Here is a 20,512-nt window from a genome sequence, read left to right on the forward strand (position 1 = left end):
GCTCCCACAGGGGTATTCACAGGGTCTGAAGCCTGTGGTGTACCTGTGGGAGCGGGTTTACCCGCGAAGAGGCCGGCACAGGCGAAGATAAAACCTGAGGTTGTAACAATCTTTGTCATAAAACTGTCGTGTTCCGGTCATAGGATTGACCCCAACCTGACATTTTCATTTCATGGATGAGCGTCTCATGCGTCGTGTGGTTTTCAATCAGAAAGGTGGCGTCGGCAAGTCGAGCATCGCCTGCAACCTCGCCGCTGCCAGTGCCGCCGAGGGTTACCGGACCTTGCTGGTCGACCTCGACCCGCAGGCCAATGCCACCTATTACCTGACCGGCCTGGTCAACGACGCCATTCCTGCCGGCATCGCCGATTTCTTCCGCCAGACGCTGTCACCGGTCACCGCCGCCGGCAAGAAGCACCGGGTGGCGATCACCGAAACCCGCTACAGCAACCTGCACCTGGTCACCGCCAGCCCCGACCTCAGCGACCTGCAAAGCAAGCTGGAGAGCAAGTTCAAGATCAACAAGCTGCGCAAGCTGCTGGTGGAGCTGGGCGAGGACTACGAGCGGATCTATATCGACACCCCGCCGGCGCTCAACTTCTACACCTTCAGCGCACTGGTGGCGGCCGAGCGCCTGCTGATTCCGTTCGACTGCGACAGCTTCTCGCGCCAGGCCCTGCACAGTGTCATGGCCGAGGTGGAAGAACTGCGCCAGGACCACAACCCGGCGTTGCAGGTAGAAGGTGTGGTGGTCAACCAGTTCGCCGGGCGCACCGCCCTGCACCAGACCCTGGTCGACCAGTTGCGCAGCGAAGGCCTGCCGGTGCTGCCGGTGTACCTGAGCAGCTCGATCAAGATGCGTGAATCGCACCAGGCGTCGGTGCCGTTGGTGCACCTGGCGCCTCGGCACAAACTGGCGATGGAGTTTGTCGATTTGCTGGATGTGCTGGAGCGGGCGGCCTGAACGATCTTGGGGGCGCTTTGCGCCCCTTTCCGACCGGTCCGGCGCCCCGGCGAGGCCGCTCCCACAAGGACCGCGCCGCTTCTGGAAGCTGTGCAATACCTGTGGGAGCGGCCTTGCGTCGCGATCGGCTGCAAAGCAGCCCCAAAATCTCGAAGTAAAAGCACTACCCGACCGTTCGTCAGGATGGTAGATTCGCCGCCATGAAAACCACCCGGCACACTCGCACGCTGACTGCCTGGACGCTCTATGCCAGCGTCCTGTTCAGCCTGTTGCTGTGCGGCCTGCACCACGGTCAGATGGGCGGCCTGCGCCTGGCCGGCCTGGAAGGCGGTTTCTGCTCGGTCAACAGCGAGCACGGCGTGGCCATCGACCTGGACGGTGCCGGCGGTGACCAGCACATGGCCCAGCTCGACTGCCCGGTGTGCTCCTCGTTCGGCATGGCGGTACCGCTCAGCAGCGCCGGCTGGTCATTCACCCCGGCGCAAGCCGTGGCCACCTCGCCCATCGTCGTGCGCAGCTGGGCACAACCGCCGCCACGCTACCAACGCCCCGCCCTCAACCCCCGCGCCTCCCCCGCCGTCTTCCCCGCAGCCGTACTTCATTTCGCCTGACTTCAGCCGGGCGCGCCTGTGCGCGCGTTCGCCGTCAGCCATGACCTTTGCGTGGAAGACATACAAACATGCTTCGCAAGACCTCCCTGGTGCTCCTCATGGGCACCTGCAGCTTTGCCTGCGCTGAAACCGCCCCCGTCGAACTCGGCGCCACCACCATCGACGGCGAACGCGACGCCGCCAGCGGCGTACAGCTGGACGAGCCGATCCGTACCGGTTCGCGCCTTGGCCTGACCGCGCGGGAAACGCCCGCCTCGGTCAGCGTCTCGGACCGCCGCCTGATCGAAGAACGCGGCGCCAAGGACAGCCAGGACGTGGTCAACGCCATGACCGGCGTCAACGCCTCGGCCAACCCCGGCTTTGGCGGCTTCGTCGCCTACCGCGGCTTTACCCAGAACCAGGTCACCCAGTTGTACAACGGCATCAACCTGGGCTACAGCAGCGCCACCCGGCCAGTGGACGCCTGGGTACTCGACCGCGTCGAGCTGATTGGCGGGCCGTCTTCGTTCCTGCATGGCGCTGGCGCAGTGGGCGGCTCGATCAACTACATCACCAAACTCGCCAGCCGCGATCAGCAAATCATTGACGGGCGTATCCGCTATGGCAGTTTCGACGACAGCGAGGTGGCGTTCGGGATCAACCAGGCGCTGGCCAGCAACCCCGCCGATGCCCGCCATTACATGCGCCTGGACTTCAGCCGCGGGCATGGCAACGGTTACGTCGACCGCAACGAACGGCACACCGACAGCCTGGCCTTTTCGCTGCTCAGCGACCTGGCACCCAACCTCACCCACACCCTGGCGCTGGAGTATCAGGAAGACCGCGAAGAAAGCCCCTACTGGGGCTCGCCGATCCTGCCCGGGCGCAGCACGATGAAGATCGACAACAGCCGCCGCTTCGAAAACTACAACGTCGCTGATGGCCGCTATGAGCAACGGGTGCGCTGGCTACGCTCGATCCTCGATTACCAGATCAGCGACAGCACCAGCGTGCAGAACACGCTGTACCACTACAACGCCCAGCGCGATTACCGCAACCTCGAACGTTACGCCTACACAAGCGATGGCAAGGTGCAGCGCAGCAGCCCTTACCTGCAGCGCCACGACCAGAACCTGCTGGGCGACCGCATCGAACTGCGCCACGACAACCAGCTGTTCAGCCTGGCCAGCCAATGGTCGCTGGGGTTGGAATACTCGCGCATGCGCCAGACCCTCTACCCTACCTCGGCCAGCTGGAGTGACGTGGTCGATGCCGATCACTTCGACCCCGGCAGCTTCGATGACATCCCCGGGGTGAATGCCGGCCTGACCAAGCAACGCCACCACGAGGTCATCAACCGCGCGGCGTTTGCCGAAAACCGCTTGCAGCTTACCGAGCGCCTGGCCCTGCTGACCGCCCTGCGCTACGACTACCTGGACATGGAAGTGACCAACTACGGCGCCGTGACGCCCACCTCGCCGGCCTATTTCGAGCGACGCTGGGAACCGCTGTCCGGGCGCATCGGCCTGACCTATGCGTTGACCCCTTCGGCCAGTGTGTACGTGCAGTACAGCTCTTCGGCCGATTTACCGGCCGGTTCGCTGGCAGCGGCGACCTACTCGAACGTCGGGCTGTTCGACCTGTCCAAGGGCGAGCAGTGGGAAGTGGGCAGCAAGTTCGACTTCCTCGACGGGCGAGGTGCCGCCACGCTGGCGCTGTACCAGATCGTGCGAAAGGACTTTGCCGTGCGCGACTCGAACGACGCCAACCTCACGGTCCAGGCCGGGCAGCAGACCTCGCGCGGTGTCGAATTGTCCGGGCGCCTGCAGGTAACGCCGAAACTGCTGGCCGAGGCCAACTACGCCTATGTCGATGCGCAGTACGATGAGTTCAACGAGGCGGTCAACGGCAAATCGGTGTCACGCAAGGGCAATGCACCGACCAACGTGCCGGCCAATGTCGCCAACCTGTGGCTGACCTACAGTTTGTCGTCGGCATGGTCGGTGGGCGCAGACGGGCGCTACGTGGGCTCGGTGTATGCCGACAACGCCAACAGCCTCAAGGCCCCGGCCTACACCCTGTTCGGTGCGTTCGCCCGCTACCGGCTGGATGAGCACACCACGCTGACCGGGCGGGTGCGCAACCTGACCGATGAGGTGTATGCCAAGCAAGCCTACAACAGCCAGTACTACATGGGGCCGCCGCGCACCTTCGAGCTGGCACTGGACATGCGCTTCTAACCTAAGCTCGGTTACCCACTCTCGGCATTGGGCCCAACACCTGTAGGAGCAGCCTTGTGCTGCGAAGAGGCCATTGCAGCACAAGGTGATATTTAGCCCTGTCGGCCTCTTCGCAGCACAAGGCTGCTCCTACCGGGTGAGTGGTAGCTTGAGTGATGGTGGAAAATAGTCGGTCCCACATTTCTCCATACAAACCACACACAGTCCTCACGCATTTCGCGTGATAATTTCTTGTCACCGCCGGCATGAGGGCCGGTTCCATCAGATCAAGGAAGTTCCTGTGTTCAGATCGTTGTCTCCGGCAATCGTGGCTGCCGCACTCATCGCCTTGGCGGGTTGCCAGAACCGGCCTGCCTCCGAGGCGGACAAGCAGGCGCGCCAGGCATTCATCAGCGACATGCAACAAGCCCTGAAGCTGGGCATCGCCACAGCAGACACGGACAAGCAGATCGGCGTGGTCATGCTGGATGTCAAACTCGACCAGCATTCCGCGCCCATCAGTTGCAAAGCCAGCAAGGCACCGATCAAGTACGAAACCGTGCTGCCCGCCGACCTGCCCCGCTCGGACTTCAAGGCGTTGGCCAGCGTGGTCGAGGCGCAATGCTGGAAAACCATCTACCCCGTGGTGCCCAAGGCGCTGCGCGACGAAGACGGCACGGTGGTCGTACGTGCGCCCCTGTTCGTGGTGCTGCCCGCTGCGGCCCAGGCGCCGGAAACGGCGCGGCGCAAGGCCAATGCTCAACGTGAATTTTTCTGGCGGCACCTGTTCCGCGACCTGCCGGTAGACAGCATTGGCAGGGCCTCGCTCTATTATGAGGCGAATGCGCAGGGCAAGGTCCAAGGCTGCCTGGTGCAGATCTATCCCCACCCGAACCGGCCGGATGACTTTCGTCTCGATGGCAAGCTGCAGGCCGAAGTCAACAGCCGCTGCATGGCGCTTGACCTAAGCACGCTACCAGGCTTCAGCGCCGACGAGCACGGCCAGGCCAAAGGTTACAGTGAATTGGAGTACGCCCCCTGGAAGGTGGGCCGGCTTTAAACCGCAACAGCGGTTGAATCAGGTATCCCGAGGTCGCCCTCGACAAAGCACCTTCCAGCGCCCGGTTATCTACTGGCAAGCACAACAATGATGGCGCGGCCCGACCGCGCCACTTTCATCATGGCTGCCAATGGAACCGGAGAGCACCCGCATGTCCGCACCTCATGAGGTATCCCCCGCCACCCTGCGCAGGGTGATCGCCGCCTCGGCCATCGGCAATTTCGTCGAATGGTTCGACTTCGCCGTGTATGGCTTTCTCGCCACCCTGATCGCCAGCCAGTTCTTTGCCAGCGAAGACCCCAGCGTGGCGTTGCTCAAGACGTTCGCGGTGTTTGCCGTGGCCTTTGCCCTTCGCCCGCTGGGCGGGATCGTGTTCGGCGCGCTGGGCGACCGCCTGGGGCGCAAGCGCATCCTGTCGCTGACCATATTGCTGATGGCAGGCTCCACCACCCTGATCGGCCTGCTGCCGACCTACGCCAGCATCGGCCTGGCAGCCCCCGTGCTGCTGACCCTGGCGCGCTGCCTGCAGGGCTTTTCTGCCGGTGGCGAGTACGCGGGGGCCTGCGCCTACCTGATGGAGCACGCGCCCAACGACAGGCGTGCCTTCTACGGCAGCTTCGTGCCGGTTTCGACCTTTTCCGCCTTCGCCTGCGCCGCCGTGATCGCCTACGGGCTGGAAGCCAGCCTGTCGGCCGAGGCGATGAATGCCTGGGGCTGGCGCGTTCCGTTCCTGATCGCCGCACCGCTGGGGCTGGTCGGCCTGTACCTGCGCTGGCGCATGGAAGAAACCCCGGCATTTCGCGAAGCCGTCGCCCAGGGCAAGGAGCATGAGCATTCGCCGCTCAAACACACCCTGCGCCACCATGGCCGGGTCATTCGCAACCTGGGGGCGTTCATCTCGCTGACTGCCCTGTCGTTCTACATGTTCACCACCTACTTCGCTACCTACCTGCAACTGGTGGGCAACCTGACCCGCGCGCAGTCGCTGCTGGTGACCACCGTGGCGCTGCTGTTCGCCGCCGTCGGCTGCCCGCTGGCCGGGGCGTTCTCGGACCGGGTGGGGCGGCGCAAGACCATTGGCTTTACCTGCCTGTGGGTGATGCTGTGCGTGTTCCCGGCGTACTGGCTGGCCAGCTCGGGCTCGATGTCCGGCGCACTGCTGGGGGTGATCCTGCTGGCGGTGGGGGCCTTGTGCAGTGGCGTGGTGACCGCGGCGTTGCTGTCAGAAAGCTTCCCTACCCGCACCCGCTATACCGCTTCGGCGATTACCTACAACGTGGCCTATACGCTGTTTGGCGGTACCGCGCCGCTGGTGGCGACTTGGCTGATCGGACAGACCGGCAGCAGCCTGGCACCGGCGTTTTACCTGGTGGTGATTGCGCTGGTGGCGTTGGTGGGCGGGTTGGCGTTGCCGGAGACTTCGCGGATTTCGTTGCATGATGAGGCGGGAGTGGATGCTGTACGGCCTGGGGTCCGTAGTACCGTCTGAAATTTTTGGGGCTGCTTTGCAGCCCATCGCAGGCAAGCCAGCTCCCACAGGTGCAGCGTAATTCCTGAGACCTGCACTGTACCTGTGGGAGCTGGCTTGCCTGCGATGGGCCGCAAAGCGGAGGGTGTCAGAAATTTTGTGTTCGGGCATAACATGAGTAAGAGGTGCATGTATGCCAACCAAAAAGAAACCCTTGCGTGACCTGCCCAAAATCCCCAAAGAGCTGCTGGAGCAGTTCGGTGAGGGCCTGATGACCGCAGAAGCTATCGAGGATGCCTCTGCGGCATTCAAGAAGGCCCTGATCGAACGTGCTCTGCATGCCGAGCTTGGCCACCACCTAGGTTATCCGCCGGGCGCGCAGCGCCCAGAGGATGAAACCAATCAGCGTAACGGCAAGAGTAGCAAGACGGTTTTGACCGGCGATGGCCCGCTGCGACTGGAAATTCCTCGCGACCGAGACGGCAGTTTTGCGCCCATCCTGATTCCTAAGCATGAGCGGCGGTACACCGGTTTCGATGACAAGATCATCGCCATGTACGCCCGTGGAATGACGGTCAGAGAGATCCGGGCATTTCTGTCCGAGCAATACGGCACCGACGTTTCACCCGACTTCATCAGCTCTGTAACAGACGAGGTCATGGAAGAAATTGGCGCGTGGCAACAGCGGCCACTGGAGCCGATGTACCCGGTCATTTTCTTTGATGCGCTGCGGGTGAAGATTCGCGAAGAAGGCCTGGTGCGCAACAAAGCCATTTACTTGGCTTTGGGCGTTCTACCCGACGGGACGCGTGACATCCTGGGCATCTGGATCGAGAACACCGAGGGTGCGAAGTTTTGGATGAAGGTCTTTAACGATCTCAAGACGCGTGGTGTCGAAGATGTGCTGATTGCCGTGACCGATGGCCTCAAAGGTATGCCAGAGGCCCTCAGTGCCGTGTTTCCAGAGACGACGCTGCAGACGTGCATCGTGCACCTGATCCGCAACAGCCTCGAATACGCGGCCTGGGACAAGCGACGGGCTCTGGCCAAGGAGCTGAAGCCGATTTACCAAGCCATCAATGCCGAAGCCGCTGAGCAAGCGCTCGATGAGTTTGAGAACGGGCCATGGGGCGAGAAATATCCGACGGTGGTGGCTGCCTGGAGGCGGGCCTGGGATCGAGTGATTCCATTCTTTGTTTTCCCGCCCGCCATCCGCAAGGTGATCTATACCACCAACGCCATCGAGAGCATCAACGCCCAGCTACGCAAGGTCATCAAGACTCGTGGGCATTTCCCGAATGATGACGCCGCGACCAAACTGATTTGGCTGGGATTGCGCAACATAACAGCCAATTGGGGAAAACCGGCTCATGATTGGAAAAACGCGATGAATCAATTTGCGATTCTGTACGGAGATCGGTTCATCAGGCCAACCTGGTGAAAATCAGGGCCTGCCTAACGGCAGGCCGTTACCGGCCCGCACACAAAAAATCTGACAGTCCCGCAAAGCGGCCCCAAATTCTCAGCCCTCCTGCTGCTCTTCGCGCCGATACGCCCACTGATACAACGCCGGCAACACCAGCAACGTCAACGCGGTAGAAGACAAGATCCCACCAATCACCACCGTCGCCAACGGCCGCTGCACCTCCGCCCCGGTCCCGGTGGCCAGGGCCATCGGAATGAACCCCAGCGAAGCCACCAGCGCCGTCATCAGCACCGGCCGCAATCGCGTCAGCGCACCCTCTTCAACTGCCACCCGCAACGGGCGCCCTTCTTCGCGCAGGCTCCGGATAAAGGCGATCATCACCAGCCCGTTCAGCACCGCCACCCCCGACAGGGCAATGAACCCCACGCCGGCAGAAATGGACAACGGTATATCCCTCAACCACAGCGCCAGCACCCCGCCAGTCAGGGCAAACGGAATGCCGGTGAACACCAGCAGGCCGTCCCTGAGGTTGTTGAACATCATCAGCAACAATGCCATGACCAGCAGCAAGGCCACCGGCACCACCACCTGCAGGCGCTCGGTTGCCGATTGCAGCTGTTCAAACTGGCCGCCCCAGCGCGTCCAGTAACCCGGCGGAATCTGCACCTGGTTCATCAGGGTCTGCTCGGCATCCTCCACGAACGAACCCAGGTCACGCCCCCGTACGTTGGCACTGACCACCACCACCCGCTTGCCATCCTCGCGGCTGACCTGGTTCGGCCCCAGTTGCAGGTTCAACGTGGCCACCTGCGACAGCGGGATAAAGCCGATTTGCGCAGCGCCGGCGGCAGCACTGGCCGGTACCGGAATCAGCAGGCTGGAAAGCCCGTCCACATCCGTGCGCAAGGTTTCGGGCAGGCGCACCACCATGTCGAAGCGCCGGTCGCCTTCATACAGCGTGCCTGCCGTGCGGCCACCCACGGCAATCGCGATGGCGTCCTGCACGTCGCCCACGTTCAGGCCATGGCGGGCCGCCTTGTCGCGGTCGATGTCGATGGTCAGCACCGGCAGGCCGGTGGTCTGCTCGACCTTCACCTCGGACGCACCCGCTACACCCTGCAGGCTGCTGGCGATCTGCGCGGCGGTGCGGTTGAGCACGTCCATGTCATCACCGAATACCTTCACCGCCACATCGCTGCGCACCCCGGAAATCAGCTCGTTGAAACGCAACTGGATCGGCTGCGACAGCTCGTAGTTGCTGCCCGGTACGCTGGCGGCAGCACGCTGTACCTCGGCGATCAGTTCGTCACGTGGCTTGCCCGGGTCTACCCACTGCTCGCGCGGGCGCAACATCACGTAGGCGTCGGAGATGTTCGGAGGCATAGGGTCGGAAGCGATCTCGGCGGTACCGGTACGGGCAAACACCCGCTCCACTTCCGGCACCTGGGCGATGATCGCCTGCTCCAGGCGCTGCTGCATGTCCACCGACTGCGTCAGGCTGGTACCCGGTACGCGCAGGGCCTGCAAGGCAAAGTCGCCCTCGCTGAGGCTGGGGATGAACTCGCTGCCCATGCGGCTGGCCATGACCCCGGACAGCACCACCAGGGTGGCCGCGGCGGCAAACGCCAGCTTGCGCCGGCCTAGCACCCAGGCCAGCACCGGGGCATAGCGCTGACGTGCCGTGCGCATCACCAGGCCTTCTTCTTCCTTGACCTTGCCGGTGACGAACAGGGCTATGGCCGCCGGCACGAACGTGACCGAAAGAATCATGGCGCCGAGCAGGGCCATGACCACGGTAAAGGCCATGGGGTGGAACATCTTGCCCTCGACCCCGGTCAGGGCAAAGATCGGCAGGTACACCACCATGATGATCAACTGCCCGTAGATCAGCGGCCGGCGCGCCTCACGGGCGGCGGCGAACACTTCATGGAAGCGCTCGCTGCGGGTCAGCATGCGGCCGTGGCGCTGCTGGGCATGGGCCAGGCGGCGGATGGCGTTTTCCACGATCACCACGGCGCCGTCGACGATGATGCCGAAGTCCAGTGCCCCCAGGCTCATCAGGTTGGCGCTGACCTTGTTGCTGAACATACCGGTGAAGGTGAACAGCATCGACAGCGGGATGACCATGGCGGTGATCAGTGCGGCGCGGATGTTGCCCAGGAACAGGAACAGCACGGCGATGACCAGAATGGCGCCTTCGACCAGGTTCTTCTTCACCGTGGCGATGGCTTTTTCCACCAGGTTGGTGCGGTCGTACACCGTCACCGCCACCACACCCTTGGGCAGGTTGCGGTTGATCTCGACCAGTTTGGCGGCAACGGCCTGGGACACCGTGCGGCTGTTCTCGCCCACCAGCATGAACACCGTACCCAGCACCACTTCCCGGCCGTTTTCGGTGGCCGCGCCCGAGCGCAGTTCTTCGCCCAGGCCAACTTCTGCCACATGGCTGACGCGGATCGGCGTGCCGTCAACGCTGGAAATGACGATATTGGCGATGTCTTCAGCTGAGGTCACCTGGCCCGGCGCCCGGATCAGCAACTGCTCGCCGTTGCGTTCGATGTAACCGGCGCCGACGTTACCGTTGTTGCGCTCCAGCGCCGCAATCAGGTCGTTGAGCGTGAGCTTGTAGGCCGCCAGCCGCTTGGGCTCCGGTGCAATCAGGTACTGCTTGGCATGGCCGCCGATGCTGTTCACTTCGGCCACCCCCGGCACATTGCGCAACTGCGGCTTGATGATCCAGTCCTGGATCACCCGCAGGTCGGTCAGGGTGTACGGAGTGCCATCCTCCTTGAGTGCGCCCTGCTCGGCCTCCACGGTCCACAGGAAGATCTCGCCCAGCCCGGTGGAGATCGGCCCCATGCCCGCTTCAATACCCTCGGGCAGTTGCTCGCGGGCCACTTGCAGGCGCTCGTTGACCAGCTGGCGGGCGAAGAACAAGTCGGTGCCGTCATCGAAAATCACCGTAACCTGCGACAGGCCCGAACGCGACAGCGAGCGGGTCTGCTTCAGCCCAGGCAGGCCGGCCATGGCGGTCTCGATGGCGAAGGTGATGCGCTGCTCGGTCTCCAGCGGCGAGTAGCCGGGCGCGGCGGTGTTGATCTGCACCTGGACGTTGGTGATGTCCGGTACAGCGTCGATCGGCAGTTTCTGGTAGCTGTGGATACCCACCGCGGCCATCAGGACCACGGCCAGCATCACCACCAGGCGCTGCTCGATGGCAAATTGGATCAGGCGTTCGAACATGCAGGTGTCCCCGTGATCAATGGCTATGCTCGGCCGAGCCTTTGCCCAGTTCCGACTTGAGGACAAAGCTGCCGGCGGCGGCCACCTGGGTGCCGGCCGCCAGGCCGCTGGTAATTTCCACGTGGCCGGCGTCGCGACGGCCGGCTTTCACCGGGCGGGCTTCGAAGCCTTCCTCGGTGCGGGCAAACACAACAGTCTGTTCTTCCCAGGTTTGCAGGGCACTTTCCGGTACCACCACGGCGGCATTGAAGCGCTCGACGCTGACTGCGATATTGACGAACAGCCCAGGGCGCCAGGCGCCGTTGGGGTTGGCCAGGGTGGCGCGGACCGTGGCGGCGCGGTTCTGCTCGCCGAGCAGGCTGCCGACGTAGTTGACCTTGCCCTCGACCTGGGCGCCCAGGTCCGGCGCGCTGACCGTGACATTGCGGCCGGTCACCACCTTGTCCAGGTCACGCGGGGCCACGGCGAAGGTGGCCCAGACCCGGCTCAGGTCAGACAAGGTGAAAGCGTTGCTGGTCTCGTCGACCACCTCGCCCACCGTCAGGTGCTTTTCCACCACCACCGCATCGAACGGTGCGCGCAGCTCAAAGCGGTTGCCTGCACCGGCCGGGCCCACGGCGGCCACCTTCTGCCGGGCGTTGGCCAAGGCAATTTCGGCCTCCTGCAGGACCTGGCGCGCCTGCAGGTAATCCTGCTCGGCGCTGATGCGTTCCTGCCACAGCTGCTGTTCACGCTGGAAGGTCAGGCGCGCCAGCTCCAGGCGGCGCTGGGCGGCCTGTTGCTCGCTGCGCAGGTCGGAAATCTGCTGGCTGGCGATCACCGCCAGCACCTGGCCGCGCTTCACCGCCTGGCCCAGTTCGGCTTGCACTGCCTCGACCACACCGGGTACACGCGGCACCACATGAGCCGTACGGTCTTCGTCGAAGCGGATTTCCCCCGGGAAGCTGAAGCCGGTGCCCAACTCACGAGGGCCGGCCGCAGCCAACTGTATGCCAGCGGCCTCGATCTGGGCGATGGACAGGTGCAACTGGCCTTCTTCTTCGCCGTGCCCTTCCTCTGCATGGCCTTCGGCGGCCTTCTCGGCACCATGGCCGTGGCTGTCTTCGCCATGGTCGTCGTGCCGGGCCTGCGCATTCGACGCCTGGCCGAGGTTGCCGGTCCAGGCCAGCCCACCCATGCCGAGCGCGGCCATGGCGGCGACCAGAAGGGCTATCTTGCGTGGGTTAGTCATTGTTGCTCCTGCTGTTCAATGGGGTGCTCAGGGCATCCAGGTCGCCATAGATCCGTTCGACCTGCGCCCGCGCGTCGGTCGCCGTAGCCAAGGCTTCGAGGTACAGCCCGCGGGCCTCGATCAGCGTGCGCTGGGCGTCGAGTACATCGAGGAAGGCGAACTTGCCCATTTCGAAACCACGGGTGGCGGTGTCCACGGCCTGTTGCGCAGAGGGCAGGATGGTGCGGTCGTAGGCGTCCACCTCCTGCATCGCCGTGTGCCACTGGCTGACGGCGCTGCGGGTTTCACTGCGCAGGCGCAGCTCCACGGCGTTACGCAGGTCACGTGCCTGGTCGGCGCGGCGTGCAGCCGCCAGCACGTTGCCCTGATTGCGGTCGAACAGCGGCAATGGCATGGACAGGCCAACCACATTCACCCGCTCGCGGTCCTCACGGCTGTACTGGCTGCCGAGGCTGACGGTGAGATTGGGAATACGCAGAGCCTTTTCCGACCCCAACGACGCGTCGCCGCGCTCGACCTGGGCAGCAGCCAGGCGCCATTCGGCCGTTTGTTCGACCCGGTCGAGCAAGGTGTCGGCATTGGGCGCGACGCCAGGCGAAAGGTTGGCAGCCTGCAACGGGTCGAAGCTGGCCAACGGGCTACCGGTCAGGCGTGCCAGCGCCTGGTAGGCCACGCCGCGCTGGGTCTGCGCACGGCGCACTTCAGCCTGGGCCTGGGCCAGTTGCACCTGGGCACGGGTGGCCTCCACGGGCGAGGACTGGCCAGCGGTCACCCGCCCCTGCACCACGCGCAGCCCGCGCTCGGTCAATGCCTGCGACTGCTGCGCCAGTTCCAGCGCGGTCTGCGCGCGCAAGGCTGCGTGGAAGGCCTGCACCACGTCAGCCCGCAGGCCATTGCGCTGGCGCTCCAGGCCAAGCTGGGCAATGGCCTGGCCGGTGCCGGCCACGGCAATACGTGCGCCACGCTTGCCGCCCAGTTCCAGCGGCTGGCTGAGGGTGACGGTGGTGGTGCGGGTGTCGCGGCGGGTGTCCTCGACCTCCCAGGAGAGCTCTGGGTTGGGGATCAACCCGGCCTGGCGCCGCTCGCCGTCGGCAATGCCGATTTCCCGGCCAGCTGCGGCCAGCTCCGGGTTCTGCGCAAAGGCGGCGGCAAGCGCCTGGGGCAGGCTCAGGCTCTGGCTGGCCTGGGCGCTGCCGGCACTGGCCAGCAACAGGCAGAGCAAGGCGATCTTGGGGGGGATGGGCACGAACAGATCCTCGTCGACGCGTGTAGGCGAGGCACTGTAGAAAGCCGTGGTTATCGGGGCGGTGGCGGGAAAATTACAATTCTGTAATCCAGCTGCGTTTCTCTTTGTAGGAGCAGCCTTGTGCTGCGAAGAGGCCGGCAAATGCCATTACATCTACCGTGGCAGTACCGGCCTCTTCGCAGCACAAGGCTGCTCCTACAGGGGGTATGTACATGCTGAGGGTTCGGTAATCGCCCACTTTCCCGGTGCGACGGTTTAGCCTAATTGACTAAACTAACCAGTCGGTACAAAACTAGGTGCATCCAACAACAACAAAGCGATGCCCGTCATGAAGCCCCTTATTCTCGTGCTCAACGGCCCAAACCTGAACATGCTGGGTACCCGCGAGCCGGCCCAGTATGGCCACGAAACCCTTGCTGACCTGGCCCAGAGCTGTGCCGATACTGCCCATGCCAACGGCCTGGAAATCGAATTCCGCCAAACCAACCACGAAGGCGAACTGATCGAATGGATCCACGCCGCCCGCGGCCGCTGCGCCGGTATCGTGATCAACCCCGGCGCCTGGACCCACACCTCGGTGGCCATCCGCGACGCCCTGGTGGCCAGCGAACTGCCGGTCATCGAAGTGCACTTGTCCAACGTGCACAAGCGCGAGCCGTTCCGCCACCTGTCATTCGTATCGTCCATCGCCGTCGGCGTGATCTGCGGCCTGGGCAGCCATGGCTACCGCATGGCCCTCAGCCACTTCGCCGAAATGTTCCAGGAGCGCACGGCATGAGCCAGCACGCCATCCTCGCCGGCCTGATCGGCCGCGGCATCCAGCTGTCGCGCACCCCTGCCCTGCACGAACACGAAGGTGACGCCCAGGCCCTGCGCTACCTGTATCGGCTGATCGATGCCGACCAGTTGCAACTGGAGGACAGCGCCCTGCCCGGCCTGCTCGACGCCGCGCAACACACAGGCTTCACCGGGCTGAACATCACCTACCCGTTCAAGCAGTCGATCCTGCCGCTGCTCGACGAACTGTCAGACGAAGCCCGTGGCATCGGCGCGGTGAATACCGTGGTGCTGAAGGACGGCAAGCGCGTCGGCCATAACACCGACTGCCTGGGCTTTGCCGAAGGCTTGCGCCGCGGCCTGCCCGACGTGGCTCGGCGCCGGGTGGTGCAGATGGGTGCCGGTGGCGCCGGTTCGGCCGTGGCCCACGCCCTGCTGGGTGAAGGGGTCGAGCAATTGGTGCTGTTCGAAGTGGATGCGGCCCGCGCGCAGGCGTTGGTAGACAACCTGAATGGCCATTTCGGCGCTGGTCGCGCCGTGCTCGGCACCGACCTGGCCACGGCTGTGGCCGAGGCGGACGGGCTGGTCAACACCACGCCGGTCGGCATGGCCAAGCTGCCGGGCACACCGCTGCCCGTCGAGCTGCTGCATGCACGCTTGTGGGTGGCGGAAATCATCTACTTCCCACTGGAAACCGAACTGCTGCGTGCGGCTCGGGCACTGGGTTGCCGCACGCTGGATGGCAGCAACATGGCGGTGTTCCAGGCGGTCAAGGCGTTCGAGCTGTTCAGCGGTTGCGAGGCGAATGCGGCGCGGATGCAGGCGCACTTTGCCAGTTTTTCCTGACTGATCGGTGCTGGATTCTTCGCGGGTGAACCCGCTCCCACAGGGTCACCACAGATTTCGAACCCTGTGGTATTCCTGTGGGAGCGGGCAAGCCCGCGTAGGCCGGCACAGGCAATCACCCTTTCTCATCCAGCAGCGCCTGTATCACCTGTTCCTGCCCGCCATAATCCCCCTCGCCAAAGTGCACATGGCGTACCTGCCCCTTGCGGTCTACAAAGTAATGCGCCGGCCAGAACTGGTTGCCCCAGGCATCCCACACCTTATGGTCGTTGTCCACCGCCACCGGGTAACCGATACCCAGGCCGGCCACCTTGTTACGCAGGGTGCCCACATCGTGCTCGTAGTCGTACTCCGGCGTATGCACGCCCACCACCACCAGCCCCTGGTCGGCATAGCGCCGCGCCCAGTCGTTCACATGCGGCAGGCTGCGCTGGCAATTGATGCAGTCCCACGTCCAGAAGTCCACCAGCACCACCTTGCCCTTGAGCGCTGGCCCATCCAGCGGAGCCGAGTTGATCCACTGGCTGGCCCCCGACAGCGACGGCATCGCGCCGTAGCTGTCACGGGCCATCAGGTGCCCGGCTAAACCAAGCCCACTCAGCGCCAACGCAATGCCCCCCACCTTCAGCATCAAGCGACGATCAATTGTCATGGCAACCGCCAGTGGCGTAGCTGCGGTACTCCACGCTCTGCGGCCGGCCGTGGGAGTCGAGGTAGTCCATGCGGGTGTTCACCAGGCCGCAGGCGTTGCTCTGGTCATCCTGCACCGACAGCACTTTCTTCACATCCAGATGCTCACCGTAGTGGTACTGCATTGCACCTGCATTCTGCGTCGGCATGGCGGCAGCCTGGGCAGCAATGGCGCCGAAGCTGAGCACGGCAAACAGGCTGGCGCTGGCGAAAGTCTTGAAGTTCATGGCATCTCTCCTGTGTAACGCTTGGCTGTGGGGTGTGTTGTCCCCGGTCGAGATCCATTTGACGCCTGCCACGTATCCCGTCTGTGTCGCTCAACGCTGTGCTGTGCGTCGTCCTGTAGCTTCCCTTCTGGCGGCCAAACCGCGTGAAATCATAAAAAAGCCTTTGCAGGCAGGTAGTTAAAACAAAGAAGGCGCCCACGAAGGGCGCCCGGCTTGTACAAAGGGATACAATAGATTCAGGCAAGGGACGGATGCATTCCGGAAGAGACTGAACGTCGACTTCGCCAGCGCAACAGATTAGCGCTTCTTGTCACTCGCAGGCTCAACTTTATCGTGACGGCTATATAACTCTGCCCTTGAAGCACGTTCTGTTAACGCGCCTCTGTTTTCACCCTTGCTGGAATGCTGAGTGGATTTATTGTCGCCATCACCCGAACAACTACCGCTTTGAACGGCTTGCTTATCTTTCATAAAAACCTCGATAGCGCCACGTCTTTCAATGGCTCATCATACTTTTCATGGATAGGTGAAACGCAGCGCAAAGGGCTAGTGCAGCCAGGCGCTCTTCCAGGGGGTATCAGGGCCGTCCGAGTAGCGACTGAATCTGGGGGCATTTGAGGCCGAAGGCTTTTTTGCAGGCGCGGGCCCGGCCTCAGGAATACTGTCAGGATCAATGTAATCATCCCGATCATCAGCGGTGGACTGAACAAGGCTATCGTTGGCCAACGTCTGGCGGTCTTTATCGACTTCCGGATCACTCTCCGGCGAGCCCTGCCCTGTCTGGTTTTTACCGTGCATAGGCACCTCTCATAGGCCCAGATAATCTGAGCCCACTGAGTATGCGCCTTGCCCAAAGATTAAAAACAGGTATCGGACCACCGGGCACGCTCTATCATCTTCTTTATAAAAGCCTGAACAATAGCAACGCTTTTCATGATTCAAGCTCATCGGCCTGACGAATATCGCCAGGCGCCCGAGAAGCTTTCAACAATAAGGTGAAACTTCCGGTGAGCTGATAACGAAGCTCTTTGGGCATGATGAAAGCGAAATGTACGAGCCATGAACCGTCCCCGAGCAGAAAGCTTTCCCGGCGGTATCGATTCACTTGTTGTTCTGAAATACCTATGCACACGGCGATCACGCAGTCGCTCGGTTCTTCGGTCACGGGCGTGCCCCTTCAAAGTGGGTACTGAAGCGCTCGAATGGTGGTGAGTTCGGGAAGCAAAGCCGGCCATCACGGCTTGGCGGTACGCGCTTTGTGCCACTGAACTCTGGATACGCCATCCGGGGAACCGCTGACACCGCGTGCTACTTGCTGGATATGGCCGCCTTGCCGGAGGAACGCTTCGATCTGCTCGCACAGGCGGTCGTGGGCTCTATGGGCTGGGCTGGGGTATGTCTGATACATGCAGGCTACTCGGTAATGAGCCACTGAAATACAGTTACCCGAGGCGCCATTGTACGCGCTGTGCTGCAATCAGGCGCTAAACCGGCAAAAAACCCGGCTTTTATCGGCCAGGCGGTCAATGCTCACCGTCTCGCTGGCTGGCCCGAGCCACTTCAAAGCGCCTCCTGCTGGGTTCTATGTCCCTGCCAGATACACTGCAATACAAACCCCGCAGGCAAGCGCGAATACGCCGGGTACACTTTGCCAACCCCCTTTGAACAGGAACGCTGCGCATGGAACACGTCGATCACATCCTGATCGTCGACGACGACCGCGAGATCCGCGAGCTGGTCGGCAACTACCTGAAGAAGAACGGCCTGCGCACCAGCATCGTCGCCGACGGCCGGCAGATGCGCGCCTTCCTCGAAGCCAACAGCGTCGACCTGATCGTCCTCGACATCATGATGCCCGGCGACGATGGCCTGCTGCTGTGCCGCGAACTGCGCGCCGGCAAGCACCGCAACACGCCCGTGTTGATGCTGACGGCCCGCAACGATGAAACCGACCGCATCATCGGCCTGGAAATGGGCGCCGACGATTACCTCACCAAGCCGTTCTCGGCCCGCGAACTGCTGGCCCGTATCAATGCCGTGCTGCGCCGCACGCGCATGCTGCCACCCAACCTCACCATCAGCGAAAGCAGCCGCCTGCTCCGCTTCGGCCAATGGCGGCTGGACACCACCGCGCGCCACCTGCTCGACAACGAAGGCACCCTGGTGGCCCTGAGTGGCGCCGAGTACCGCCTGTTGCGGGTGTTCCTCGACCACCCGCAGCGGGTGCTCAGCCGCGAACAGCTGCTCAACCTGACCCAGGGCCGCGAAGCCGACCTCTTCGACCGCTCCATCGACCTGCTGGTCAGCCGCCTGCGCCAGCGCCTGGGTGACGACGCCCGCGAGCCCAGCTGCATCAAGACCGTGCGCAGCGAGGGCTATGTGTTCTCGCTGCCGGTGCAACTGCTCGAGTCGCCGTCATGAAGTGGCCACGCACCCTGGCCTCGCGCCTGGCGCTGATCTTCTTCACCGGCCTGGTGCTGGCCTACGGTTTGTCGTTTGGCCTGCAGGCCTACGAGCGCTACATCAGCAGCCGCTCGATGATGCTCAGCAACCTGGAGCAGGACGTGGCCACTTCGGTGGCCATCCTCGACCGCCTGCCTGCGGCCGAACGTGCCGCCTGGCTGCCGCGCCTCGAACGGCGTACCTACCGCTACCGCCTCGACCAGGGCGTGGCCGGCGAGGCGATGCCCAGCAGCGACCCGCCCATGGCCGCCGAGTCGATCGTCAAGGCCATCGGCAGCGACTACCGCCTGACCTTCCAGGACATCCCCGGCCCGAATGCCCACTTCCAGGCGCACCTGAGCCTGGCCGACGGCGCACCGCTGACCATCGACGTTACGCCATCGCCAGTCCCGGTGGCCCGCTGGCTGCCCATGGTGTTGCTGATCCAGCTGGCCGTCTTGTTGCTGTGCACCTGGTTGGCAGTGCACCTGGCCATAGGCCCTCTCACCCGCCTGGCTCGCGCGGTGGACAACCTCGACCCGGACAAGCCCGGCGTACAGCTGGATGAAAGCGGCCCGCGCGAGGTGCGCTACGCCGCCGTGGCCTTCAACGCCTTGCAGGCGCGCATTACCGCCCACCTCAAAGAGCGTATGCAGTTGCTGGCGGCCATCTCTCACGACCTGCAAACGCCGATCACACGCATGAAGCTGCGTGTCGAAGTGATGGACGATGGGGTCGAGAAGGACAAACTGTGGAGCGACCTGGGCGAGATGGAGCACCTGGTGCGCGAAGGCGTAGCGTACGCCCGCAGCATGGATACCAGCACTGAAGCCCCGTGCCGGGTCAACCTCGATGCCTTCCTCGACAGCCTGGTGTTCGACTACCAGGACAGCGGCGCCCAGGTCGAGCGCCACGGCAGCAGCGGCAGCTTGCTGGAAACCCGCCCGCATGCCCTGCGCCGCGTGCTGGTGAACCTGGTGGACAACGCGCTCAAGTTTGCCGGAGCTGCTGAACTGGAAGTGTGCCGCAAGGGCGGGATGACCGTGATCCGTGTGCTCGACAACGGGCCTGGCATTCCCGGCGACGAGCTGGACGAAGTGCTCAAGCCGTTCTACCGGGTAGAAGGGTCACGCAACCGCAGCACCGGTGGCACCGGGCTGGGGCTGGCCATTGCCCACCAGCTGATCCAGGCCATGGGTGGCCGACTGACCCTGAGCAACCGCGACAGTGGTGGGCTGTGCGCCCAGATCGAACTGACCTGAAATAGCGATGCGACTCCTTGTAGGAGCGGCCTTGTGTCGCGATCGGGCCGCATCGCGGCCCCAAAGGTTTTAGCTTCGCAGCATGAATTACCGGGGCCGCTTTGCGGCCCGATCGCGACACAAGGCCGCTCCTACACAGGCAAGCGATGCCTTTACAGTGCGATACACAACGCCATCTCCCCCGACACACTGCAGATACCCCACCCCGACACACTCCCGGTCACACAACCACTCCCCGGGAAACACATGACTACCTTGACCCACACCCTGACCGCCCTCAATCGCTTCGGAACCTGGAGCGCCGACCTGCCGTTGCGGCTGTTCCTGGCTTGGGAATTTTTCGAATCCGGCCTGGAAAAATTTCACGGCAGCAACTGGTTTGCCGACCTGCAAGCCAGCTTCCCGTTTCCCTTCAACCTGCTGCCTGCCGACCTGAACTGGCAGCTGTCGATGTGGGCAGAGCTGATACTGCCATTGCTGCTGTTGCTGGGCCTGGGCACGCGGCTGGCGTCACTTGGGCTGATGGTGGTGACTGTGGTGGCGATCGCTGCGGTGCATTGGCCGGCGCACTGGTCGAGCCTGGCTGAACTGGCCCAGGGATATGCGATTACTGACCAGGGTTTTGGAAATTTCAAATTGCCCTTGATCTACCTGGTAGCGTTGTTGCCACTGCTGCTGAAAGGGGCCGGGCGATTGAGCCTCGATCATTGGCTTGGAACGCGGTTCAACAGGTGATCGCGACACGAGGCCGCTCCCACAGGTACAACGCCGCCAGTGAATGCTGCGCCATACCTGTGGGAGCGGCCTTGTGTCGCGAATGG

19 protein-coding genes are annotated in these 20,512 nt (G+C 63.3%); 11 read left to right on the top strand and 8 right to left on the bottom strand.

Features of this window, described 5'->3' with window-relative positions; translation table 11 throughout:
• Positions 1 to 187: 187 nt before the first annotated feature.
• The 6 genes from ABOC32_RS22035 (at position 188) to ABOC32_RS22060 (ending at position 7,742) form a co-directional block, all read left to right on the top strand.
• The gene (locus tag ABOC32_RS22035; protein ID WP_043201005.1) at positions 188 to 964 is read left to right on the top strand and encodes a ParA family protein; all 777 of its coding nucleotides are present in this window, start codon (positions 188 to 190) and stop codon (positions 962 to 964) included.
• A 200-nt stretch (positions 965 to 1,164) separates the two neighbouring features.
• Complete coding sequence (locus tag ABOC32_RS22040; protein ID WP_426808864.1) at positions 1,165 to 1,575, top strand: DUF2946 family protein; 411 nt, start codon at positions 1,165 to 1,167, stop codon at positions 1,573 to 1,575.
• 68 nt (positions 1,576 to 1,643) lie between these two features.
• Positions 1,644 to 3,794 (top strand): TonB-dependent receptor, encoded by a 2,151-nt coding sequence (locus tag ABOC32_RS22045; protein ID WP_426808865.1) that lies wholly within the window; start codon positions 1,644 to 1,646, stop codon positions 3,792 to 3,794.
• A gap of 280 nt (positions 3,795 to 4,074) precedes the next feature.
• Positions 4,075 to 4,833, top strand: a complete 759-nt coding sequence (locus ABOC32_RS22050) for a hypothetical protein (protein WP_426808866.1) — start codon at positions 4,075 to 4,077, stop codon at positions 4,831 to 4,833.
• 151 nt (positions 4,834 to 4,984) lie between these two features.
• Positions 4,985 to 6,322: an MFS transporter gene (locus ABOC32_RS22055; protein WP_426808867.1), complete on the top strand. Its 1,338-nt coding sequence runs from the start codon at positions 4,985 to 4,987 to the stop codon at positions 6,320 to 6,322.
• Positions 6,323 to 6,494: 172 nt separating this feature from the next.
• Positions 6,495 to 7,742 carry an IS256 family transposase gene (locus tag ABOC32_RS22060; protein WP_426808716.1) on the top strand — a complete coding sequence of 416 codons (1,248 nt, stop codon included), beginning with the start codon at positions 6,495 to 6,497 and terminating at the stop codon, positions 7,740 to 7,742.
• A gap of 81 nt (positions 7,743 to 7,823) precedes the next feature.
• Here ABOC32_RS22060 and ABOC32_RS22065 read toward each other — a convergent pair whose 3' ends face one another.
• Genes ABOC32_RS22065 through ABOC32_RS22075 form a run of 3 tightly spaced genes read right to left on the bottom strand, consistent with a single transcriptional unit; the run spans position 7,824 to position 13,447 of the window.
• On the bottom strand, positions 7,824 to 10,970 hold the full coding sequence (locus ABOC32_RS22065) for an efflux RND transporter permease subunit (protein ID WP_426808868.1): 3,147 nt from the start codon (positions 10,968 to 10,970) through the stop codon (positions 7,824 to 7,826).
• A gap of 16 nt (positions 10,971 to 10,986) precedes the next feature.
• Positions 10,987 to 12,201 carry an efflux RND transporter periplasmic adaptor subunit gene (locus ABOC32_RS22070; RefSeq protein ID WP_426808869.1) on the bottom strand — a complete coding sequence of 405 codons (1,215 nt, stop codon included), beginning with the start codon at positions 12,199 to 12,201 and terminating at the stop codon, positions 10,987 to 10,989.
• The gene (locus ABOC32_RS22075; protein WP_426808870.1) at positions 12,194 to 13,447 is read right to left on the bottom strand and encodes a TolC family protein; all 1,254 of its coding nucleotides are present in this window, start codon (positions 13,445 to 13,447) and stop codon (positions 12,194 to 12,196) included. Before ABOC32_RS22075 ends, ABOC32_RS22070 begins: the two co-directional genes overlap by 8 nt.
• Positions 13,448 to 13,775: 328 nt before the next feature.
• Between ABOC32_RS22075 and aroQ the strand changes: the two genes are divergently transcribed.
• Complete coding sequence (gene aroQ, locus ABOC32_RS22080) at positions 13,776 to 14,225, top strand: type II 3-dehydroquinate dehydratase (RefSeq protein ID WP_426808871.1); 450 nt, start codon at positions 13,776 to 13,778, stop codon at positions 14,223 to 14,225.
• The gene (locus ABOC32_RS22085; protein ID WP_426808872.1) at positions 14,222 to 15,070 is read left to right on the top strand and encodes a shikimate dehydrogenase; all 849 of its coding nucleotides are present in this window, start codon (positions 14,222 to 14,224) and stop codon (positions 15,068 to 15,070) included. Before aroQ ends, ABOC32_RS22085 begins: the two co-directional genes overlap by 4 nt.
• A gap of 115 nt (positions 15,071 to 15,185) precedes the next feature.
• On the opposite strand, the gene ABOC32_RS22090 is transcribed toward ABOC32_RS22085, so the two are convergent.
• The 5 genes from ABOC32_RS22090 to ABOC32_RS22110 all read right to left on the bottom strand — a co-directional run bounded on the left by ABOC32_RS22090 (position 15,186) and on the right by ABOC32_RS22110 (position 17,395).
• On the bottom strand, positions 15,186 to 15,701 hold the full coding sequence (locus ABOC32_RS22090) for a thioredoxin family protein (protein WP_426811643.1): 516 nt from the start codon (positions 15,699 to 15,701) through the stop codon (positions 15,186 to 15,188).
• A 10-nt stretch (positions 15,702 to 15,711) separates the two neighbouring features.
• On the bottom strand, positions 15,712 to 15,987 hold the full coding sequence (locus tag ABOC32_RS22095) for a DUF2790 domain-containing protein (RefSeq protein WP_234225794.1): 276 nt from the start codon (positions 15,985 to 15,987) through the stop codon (positions 15,712 to 15,714).
• Positions 15,988 to 16,284: 297 nt separating this feature from the next.
• Positions 16,285 to 16,458: a hypothetical protein gene (locus tag ABOC32_RS22100; RefSeq protein ID WP_426808873.1), complete on the bottom strand. Its 174-nt coding sequence runs from the start codon at positions 16,456 to 16,458 to the stop codon at positions 16,285 to 16,287.
• A 460-nt stretch (positions 16,459 to 16,918) separates the two neighbouring features.
• Positions 16,919 to 17,152 carry a hypothetical protein gene (locus ABOC32_RS22105; RefSeq protein ID WP_426808874.1) on the bottom strand — a complete coding sequence of 78 codons (234 nt, stop codon included), beginning with the start codon at positions 17,150 to 17,152 and terminating at the stop codon, positions 16,919 to 16,921.
• 69 nt (positions 17,153 to 17,221) lie between these two features.
• Positions 17,222 to 17,395: a hypothetical protein gene (locus ABOC32_RS22110; RefSeq protein ID WP_426808875.1), complete on the bottom strand. Its 174-nt coding sequence runs from the start codon at positions 17,393 to 17,395 to the stop codon at positions 17,222 to 17,224.
• 272 nt (positions 17,396 to 17,667) lie between these two features.
• On the opposite strand from ABOC32_RS22110, the gene ABOC32_RS22115 reads away from it, so the two are divergent.
• The 3 genes from ABOC32_RS22115 to ABOC32_RS22125 all read left to right on the top strand — a co-directional run bounded on the left by ABOC32_RS22115 (position 17,668) and on the right by ABOC32_RS22125 (position 20,426).
• On the top strand, positions 17,668 to 18,408 hold the full coding sequence (locus ABOC32_RS22115) for a response regulator (protein WP_019471113.1): 741 nt from the start codon (positions 17,668 to 17,670) through the stop codon (positions 18,406 to 18,408).
• On the top strand, positions 18,405 to 19,691 hold the full coding sequence (locus ABOC32_RS22120; RefSeq protein WP_426808876.1) for a sensor histidine kinase: 1,287 nt from the start codon (positions 18,405 to 18,407) through the stop codon (positions 19,689 to 19,691). Before ABOC32_RS22115 ends, ABOC32_RS22120 begins: the two co-directional genes overlap by 4 nt.
• A gap of 246 nt (positions 19,692 to 19,937) precedes the next feature.
• A complete protein-coding gene (locus tag ABOC32_RS22125) occupies positions 19,938 to 20,426 on the top strand; it encodes a DoxX family protein (protein WP_426808877.1) in 489 nt (162 codons plus the stop codon).
• Positions 20,427 to 20,512 lie beyond the last annotated feature (86 nt).

The organism is Pseudomonas sp. WOUb67 (assembly GCF_050058005.1).
In the GTDB taxonomy this organism is placed as follows: domain Bacteria; phylum Pseudomonadota; class Gammaproteobacteria; order Pseudomonadales; family Pseudomonadaceae; genus Aquipseudomonas; species Aquipseudomonas putida_R.

Coding starts and splice junctions, on each gene's coding strand:
- ABOC32_RS22035 (WP_043201005.1), top strand. CDS start 188: ATGCGTCGTGTGGTTTTCAATCAGAAAGGTGGCGTCGGCAAGTCGAGC.
- ABOC32_RS22040 (WP_426808864.1), top strand. CDS start 1,165: ATGAAAACCACCCGGCACACTCGCACGCTGACTGCCTGGACGCTCTAT.
- ABOC32_RS22045 (WP_426808865.1), top strand. CDS start 1,644: ATGCTTCGCAAGACCTCCCTGGTGCTCCTCATGGGCACCTGCAGCTTT.
- ABOC32_RS22055 (WP_426808867.1), top strand. CDS start 4,985: ATGTCCGCACCTCATGAGGTATCCCCCGCCACCCTGCGCAGGGTGATC.
- ABOC32_RS22060 (WP_426808716.1), top strand. CDS start 6,495: ATGCCAACCAAAAAGAAACCCTTGCGTGACCTGCCCAAAATCCCCAAA.
- ABOC32_RS22065 (WP_426808868.1), bottom strand. CDS start 10,970: ATGTTCGAACGCCTGATCCAATTTGCCATCGAGCAGCGCCTGGTGGTG.
- ABOC32_RS22070 (WP_426808869.1), bottom strand. CDS start 12,201: ATGACTAACCCACGCAAGATAGCCCTTCTGGTCGCCGCCATGGCCGCG.
- aroQ (WP_426808871.1), top strand. CDS start 13,776: ATGAAGCCCCTTATTCTCGTGCTCAACGGCCCAAACCTGAACATGCTG.
- ABOC32_RS22085 (WP_426808872.1), top strand. CDS start 14,222: ATGAGCCAGCACGCCATCCTCGCCGGCCTGATCGGCCGCGGCATCCAG.
- ABOC32_RS22090 (WP_426811643.1), bottom strand. CDS start 15,701: ATGCTGAAGGTGGGGGGCATTGCGTTGGCGCTGAGTGGGCTTGGTTTA.
- ABOC32_RS22095 (WP_234225794.1), bottom strand. CDS start 15,987: ATGAACTTCAAGACTTTCGCCAGCGCCAGCCTGTTTGCCGTGCTCAGC.
- ABOC32_RS22100 (WP_426808873.1), bottom strand. CDS start 16,458: ATGAAAGATAAGCAAGCCGTTCAAAGCGGTAGTTGTTCGGGTGATGGC.
- ABOC32_RS22110 (WP_426808875.1), bottom strand. CDS start 17,395: ATGTATCAGACATACCCCAGCCCAGCCCATAGAGCCCACGACCGCCTG.
- ABOC32_RS22115 (WP_019471113.1), top strand. CDS start 17,668: ATGGAACACGTCGATCACATCCTGATCGTCGACGACGACCGCGAGATC.
- ABOC32_RS22120 (WP_426808876.1), top strand. CDS start 18,405: ATGAAGTGGCCACGCACCCTGGCCTCGCGCCTGGCGCTGATCTTCTTC.
- ABOC32_RS22125 (WP_426808877.1), top strand. CDS start 19,938: ATGACTACCTTGACCCACACCCTGACCGCCCTCAATCGCTTCGGAACC.